Annotated in this window: 5 protein-coding genes; 2 read left to right on the top strand and 3 right to left on the bottom strand. The window is 70.2% G+C overall.

The features are described from left to right. Positions 1-100: 100 nt before the first annotated feature. Both IE97_RS0137485 and IE97_RS0137490 read left to right on the top strand, forming a co-directional pair. Complete coding sequence (locus IE97_RS0137485) at positions 101-934, top strand: pectate lyase (protein WP_030251912.1); 834 nt, start codon at positions 101-103, stop codon at positions 932-934. A 337-nt stretch (positions 935-1,271) separates the two neighbouring features. Further along, complete coding sequence (locus tag IE97_RS0137490; RefSeq protein WP_030251915.1) at positions 1,272-3,479, top strand: family 43 glycosylhydrolase; 2,208 nt, start codon at positions 1,272-1,274, stop codon at positions 3,477-3,479. A gap of 3 nt (positions 3,480-3,482) precedes the next feature. On the opposite strand, the gene IE97_RS0137495 is transcribed toward IE97_RS0137490, so the two are convergent. The 3 genes from IE97_RS0137495 to IE97_RS0137505 form a co-directional block, all read right to left on the bottom strand. Beyond that, on the bottom strand, positions 3,483-4,640 hold the full coding sequence (locus IE97_RS0137495) for a dienelactone hydrolase family protein (protein WP_030251919.1): 1,158 nt from the start codon (positions 4,638-4,640) through the stop codon (positions 3,483-3,485). Beyond that, positions 4,627-4,971: a hypothetical protein gene (locus tag IE97_RS43355; protein WP_030251921.1), complete on the bottom strand. Its 345-nt coding sequence runs from the start codon at positions 4,969-4,971 to the stop codon at positions 4,627-4,629. The genes IE97_RS0137495 and IE97_RS43355 overlap by 14 nt, the downstream gene beginning before the upstream one ends. Before the next feature lie 197 nt (positions 4,972-5,168). Then, positions 5,169-6,290: a pectinesterase family protein gene (locus IE97_RS0137505; RefSeq protein WP_030251923.1), complete on the bottom strand. Its 1,122-nt coding sequence runs from the start codon at positions 6,288-6,290 to the stop codon at positions 5,169-5,171. Between the last annotated feature and the right edge of the window lie 159 nt (positions 6,291-6,449).

The raw sequence follows: 6,449 nt of genomic DNA on the forward strand, positions 1-6,449 counted from the left end.
TGCGTGCAGCTGCAAGGCGGAGGAGGGAGTCGACGCGATGGGGGCGCCCCCGCGCGAGCGAAGACGCGCAAGAACCACCCCCCACTCGAGGAATCGGTACATGACTGCACCAGCAGAACAGCGCGTCCGCCATCGCCGCCGGGTCACCAAACGGCGGGCGGTGATCTCGGGGCTGTCGGCGTTCGGTATCGCGGGAGCGGCGATCGTCACCACGTCGATGCTGTCCACCGCCAGCGCCGCGTCCCCCTGGCCCGCCGACACGGGCAGCGAGCCCGTGTCGAAGACCATCCCGGTCTCCGGTGTCCGCGACGGCGGCATGAAGAAGTTCTACGGCACCGGCGCGCTCGGCAACGACAACCAGGACGAGGGTCAGGCCCCCCTCTTCGAGCTGGCCGACGGCGCGACGCTCAAGAACGTCATCATCGGTACCCCGGCCGCGGACGGCGTGCACTGCAAGGGCAGTTGCACACTGCAGAACGTGTGGTGGCTGGACGTCGGCGAGGACGCGGCCAGCTTCAAGGGCAAGTCGGCGTCCGCGGTGTACAAGGTGATCGGCGGCGGCGCGAAGAACGCCGACGACAAGGTGCTGCAGTTCAACGGCGCCGGCACGCTCAACGTGTCGGGCTTCCAGGTGCAGAACGCGGGCAAGCTGGTCCGCTCCTGCGGCAACTGCTCGACGCAGTACAAGCGCACGATCGTCCTGAACGACATCGACGTGACGGCGCCGATGAACTCGATCGTCGGCGTCAACCAGAACTACGGCGACACCGCCACGCTGTCGAAGGTCCGTATCCACGGGGACAGCAAGAAGAAGATCAAGACGTGTGTGCGCTTCGAGGGCAACAACACGGGCAAGGAGCCCAAGGAGCTGACCCCGCCCGGCCCCGACGGCAAGACCTGCAAGTTCACGGCGTCGGACATCAGCTACCAGTGAGTCCCCGCCTCTCCTGAGCTCCGGTCGGCCCGGAACCCCCCATGGGCCGGCCGGCCGCCGGATGTCCGGGCATCCAGTCGGACGTTCGGCACCACGGCCCTCCGGAGCCCCCCTCCGGGCGGTCGAACGGCACCGGCCGAGCCCCCCTCGGCCGGTACGCAGGGCGCCCCCGCCGTTTCGCACCGGCGGGGGCGTCGTCACGCGCACGGCACGTCCACCACTTCCGAAACTTTCGGAACCACCGGCTTCCTGCACACCCGTTGACGCCCTGTCCCCGTCCGGTGAAACTCCGAAGGCCGTATCCAACAGAACCCCCCAGACTCCGACAGGAAGTGTCATGCGCCCCCGCACGCTCCTGCTGCCCTTCCTGGCCCTCTCGGGCCTCCTCCTGACCCTCCTCACCGCACCGCCCAGCACCGCGGAATCCGGAGCGCCACCCGTGAAGCAGTCCAAGTACGCCGGCTATCTCTTCGCCTACTTCACGGGTGAGGGCACGGCCGACGGCGAGCAGATCCGGTACGCCCTCAGCCGGGGCAACGACGCGCTGCACTGGCGTGAGCTGAACGCCGGCAAGCCGGTCCTGACGTCGACCATCGGCGAGAAGGGCCTGCGCGACCCGTTCGTGATCCGCTCCCCCGAGGGCGACAAGTTCTTCCTGATCGCCACCGACCTGCGCATGTACCAGAACTCCAGCGGCAACTGGGACCAGGTCCAGCGGCACGGCAGCAAGTCGATCATGGTCTGGGAGTCCACCGACCTGGTCAACTGGACCGACCAGCGGCTGGTGAAGGTCTCCCCGGACAACGCGGGCAACACCTGGGCCCCGGAGGCCTACTGGGACGACGAGCTCGACGCGTACGTCGTCTTCTGGGCGTCGAAGCTGTACGCCGACGACGACCCGGAGCACAAGGGCAACACGTACAACAAGATGATGTACGCGACCACCAAGGACTTCCGGACCTTCAGCGAGCCGAAGATCTGGAACGACCCCGGCTACTCGGTGATCGACTCCACGGTCGTGAAGTACAAGGACGAGTACTACCGCTACACCAAGGACGAGCGGGACCCCAGCTCCTCCAGCCCCTGCTCGAAGTTCATCACCGGCGAGAAGTCGGCCTCGCTGACGTCGACGAAGTACGACTTCGTGTCCGACTGCATCGGCAAGGGCGCGATGGACCGCGGTGAGGGCCCGACGGTGTTCAAGTCGAACACCGAGAAGAAGTGGTACCTGTTCATCGACGAGTACGGCGGCCGCGGCTACCTCCCCTTCGAGACCACCGATCTCGCCTCCGGCAAGTGGACCCCGTCCACGAACTACCAGCTCCCGGCGAGCCCCCGGCACGGCACGGTCCTCCCGGTGACGCAGCGGGAGTACGACCGGCTGCTGGCGGCCTACCCGAGCACCCCGACCTCCGTGGTGGACGCGACGGCGGGGCACCAGAACGGGTACTCGATCGTCACGGAGAGCGCCTCGAAGGTCGTTCTCCCGATGAGGCCGAACGCCGATCTGCGCGGCCTCGCGCCGAAGCTGTGGGTCGGTGAGGGCGCGAAGCTCAGCCCGAAGTCCGGCACCCGCCGGGACTTCCGCAAGCCGCAGAAGTACACCGTGACGGCCGCCGACGGCACCAAGCGCACCTGGACGGTCGAGGCGGTCCGCAACCGCAGCCCTCTGCTGCCCGGCCTGAACGCCGACCCCGACGTCCACTACCTCAACGGCAGATACTGGATCTACCCGACGACGGACGGCTTCCAGGGCTGGAGCGGCACCAAGTTCAAGGCGTACTCGTCGAAGGACCTGGTCAACTGGAAGGACCACGGCGTCATCCTCGACCTCGGTCCTGACGTGAGCTGGGCCGACAAGTACGCCTGGGCGCCCGCGATCGCCGAGCGGGACGGCAAGTACTACTTCTACTTCTGCGCCGAGCAGCAGATCGGCGTGGCGGTGGCCGACTCCCCCGCCGGCCCCTTCAAGGACGCGCTCGGCAAGCCGCTGGTCGCCAAGGGCGGTGCCCTGAAGGGCCAGATGATCGACCCGTCGGTCTTCACGGACGACGACGGCCAGGCCTACCTGTACTGGGGCAACGGCCACGGGTATGTGGTGCCGCTGGGCGACGACATGGTGTCCTTCGACGCGTCGAAGGTGAAGGACATCACCCCGGACAACTTCCGCGAGGGCTCCTTCGTGATCAAGCGGAAGGGCACCTACTACTTCATGTGGTCGGAGGACGACACCCGCAGCGAGAACTACCACGTGGCGTACGCGACGGGACCGTCCCCGCTCGGCCCGTGGACCAAGCGCGGGACGATCCTCGAGAAGCGGCCCGAGTACGGCATCCTCGGCACCGGTCACCACTCGGTGGTGAACACCCCCGGCACGGACGACTGGTACATGGTCTACCACCGCTTCGCCCTGAACGGCCCGGGCAAGGCGGGCGGTGACGGCATGCACCGCGAGACCACCATCGACCGTATGGAGTTCGCGGCGGACGGCAGCATCAAGCCGGTGGTTCCGACGCTGGAGGGGATCAAGCCGGTACGGCGGTGAGCCTCACAGGACGTCGTCGAGCCAGCTGAAGACGTCGTCCTGCACGGGAGCGGTGAAGACGTGGCCGAGCTCCGGCCACGTCTTCATCCGTATCCGCTCCTCGGCGTGGCACGAACGCCAGACGGCGCGCAGCCTGTCGTACGCGACCCGGATGCCCTCGGCGGGGAACAGCGTGTCGAGCCCGCCGTTGGAGAACAGCATCGGCTTGGGAGCGGCGATGCTCGCCACGTCGGGGATGTCGAGATGCCGGGCCAGCCCCGGATGGAGCATGTGGTACGCCGACTGCCCGCGCAGCGTGTTGTTGCCGGGCACCATCATCTCCTTCAGCCCGGTCATCCAGCACACACTCGCGGCGGCCGCCACGTGGTCGCTGAGGGCGGCGGTCTGCCAGGCCCGGTAGGCGCCCATGGAGAACCCGACGGCCGCGACCCGCCGGGCGTCCACCCGGTCCAGTCCGGCCAGGAAGGCGGCGGCCCGCTCGTCCTCCCGGGCCATGAGGCCGGCGAGCGAGGAGCCGAGGTGGTAGAAGTTGGACGCCAGGGCCTGCTGCTGCTCGTAGGCCAGGGGCCCGCGGTCGCCCCAGCCGAGCGCGTCCAGGCACAGCACCACATGGCCCCGGCGGGCCAGCTCGTCGCCGACGAACCGTCCGCTGAAGTACTTTTCCGCCCAGGCCGTGGCGGAGGCGAGGCGGGTGTCGTCGTACCAGGGCCGGACGAGTTTCTCCTTGCCGATGTCGAACCTGGCGCCGTGGTCGTGCAGGAGCAGCACGGCGGGGAAAGGCCCCTTGCCGTGCGGAGTGAGCAGGGCGCCCCGCACGCGCTCGTAGCGGGTGAGGGAGACGGTGACCAACTCCCTCGTGAATCCCTCCCCTTGTGCACGTGCTCCGAACTCCGGGGCGTACGGCGTCCCGTCCTGCCGCTCGACGAGGAGGTGTTCCTCGACCGTGGCCCGGGCGGCACGCCGCCAGGCGCGGAAGTCGCGGATCGGGGACCTGCCCCAGGCGAGGGGGAAGGTCAGGGCGTCCTTCAGGGCCGGGTGGATGTCGGGAAGTGGACCGTCCACGACCGCCGCCTCCGCGCCGTTCACCGCTCCCCCGGTCAGCAGGGCCGTGCCCGCCCCGACCACGAATCGGCGCCGTCCGAGCGGCTCACGGGCGTCCATGAGGCCTCCCCGCTCCGGCGTGCCGCAGTACGTACCGCTCGACCGCCGCCGGCGATGTCAAGGCGCGGTAGTCGTACACGTCGGCGGGATCCCAGCCGACGTCGTCGCCGAGGCCGAGGTCGCGCGCCACGGCGTTCAGCCGGGCGAGCCGGCCGTTGAACCAGGATCCGGTGTCGCGGAACCGCTCGCCCCCGTAAGCGGCGAGCGCCTGGGACGGCCCTCCCCCGCGGTAACGGAAGACGTTGCGCTCGGAGAAGATCGCGGACTCCACGCCGACGCCCAGGGCGTAGAGCGGCGGCCGTCCCCGGTGGACGTTGTTGACAACGTGCACCCTTGGGCTCGGTGGGGGCTCCGTCGTTCGCCAGGGCCTCCTTCAGCTCGGCGCGGGTGTCCACCGTCCAGGTCCTGCCGCCCGCACCGCCGGTGGTGCCGGAGCCGGTCGAGGCCCAGCCCACGGGGGCGCGTTCGGCGGCGGAGGCCGCGGGTGCCTGCCAGAGCAGACACACACCGATGAGGAGAGCCGCGGCCCTACGCACCGGGCCTCCAGTCGCCGAGGTAGCGGTCCCTGGTGTGCGACGCGGCCTGGGAGGCGCTCAGTTGCGGCCGGTTCTCCGGAACGGAGACGACAGCGCCCGGTCCGGTGTTGCGGTACTCGGCGAACCGCATGCTCTGCCAGGGGTGGGCGTCCCGCATGTTGGTGTACGGGGCCACCGCGTCGACGCCGGGGCCGAGCCGGGTGTCCCGGACGGTGAGCATGGGCCGGGCGGTGGTGTCGGAGCTGGGCACCCAGGGCCGGGCCAGTTTGTAGAAGCCGTCGGGGGCCTCGCTGCTGACGCGGCTCCTGGTCACCAGGAAGCCGAGCGGATTGGCACCGGCCGTCGACGGGGCGAAGACGAACCCGTACGGGGCGGCCGGCAGGTCGGTCCGGTCCAGGGTGCGGAAGTGGCAGTGCTCGAAGACGGCCGTGGCCCGCCCGAAGACGAAGTCGACGTCGCCCTCGGCGTAGCAGTGGGCGAAGTACTGCCGGGCGAAGGTGCCCAGTGCCATCGTGTCGGCGTACAGGGTGTCCTGGTGGCCGAGGAACCGGCAGTGGTGGAAGGCGGACCGGTCGCCCTGGACCTTCAGGGCGACGGCCTGCGTGCCGGTGATGTCGGGGTGGTCGGCGCGCAGCCAGTCGTTGGCGAAGGTGATCCAGCGTGCCGTGAAGCCGTCGGCCTGCACGGTGGCGGTGGCGGACCCGGTGGTGCCGTAGGTGCCGCCGCCGGGCTTGGGCGTCCCGGCCGCGTTGTCGTACACGATCACCACGTCACGGGGGTTCTCGCTCGCCCCGATCCAGGTCATCTCGGTGCGGGCCGGGTCGACGGCGACGGTCTGCCGGTAGACGCCCGGCGCGATGACCAGCGTGTATCCACTGCCGCTCGCGGCGGTCACGGCATCTCGGACGGTGGTGAAGTCACCGGCGCCGCCCGGGTGGACGTACAGGGTCCTGGGGTCGCGGCGCGCGGCAGGCGACCCGTACCGGCCGAACGGTCGCGGCCGGGTGCCGGCCCGGGCGGGACCGGAGGCGAGGCCGAGGACGGCTCCCGCCGCGGCGCTCGCGCCGAGGAACCCCCGGCGGGAAAGAGAGGAACGGTGGGGCTGCGAGAGCATACGGCTGCTCCTTCGCGGTGCGGCTGGTGCGGAGTGAGGAGGGGAGGAGGGGCCGGGGCGGGCGCACCCCGGGGGGGGGGGGGGGCCCGCCCCGGCCGGTGCGAGAGGGTGTCGCAAGGCAGGCGGGACATCGCGGACACCCACGGGGCGGGTCAGATC

This window comes from Streptomyces sp. NRRL S-455 (genome assembly GCF_000717875.1).
Lineage (GTDB): Bacteria > Actinomycetota > Actinomycetes > Streptomycetales > Streptomycetaceae > Streptomyces.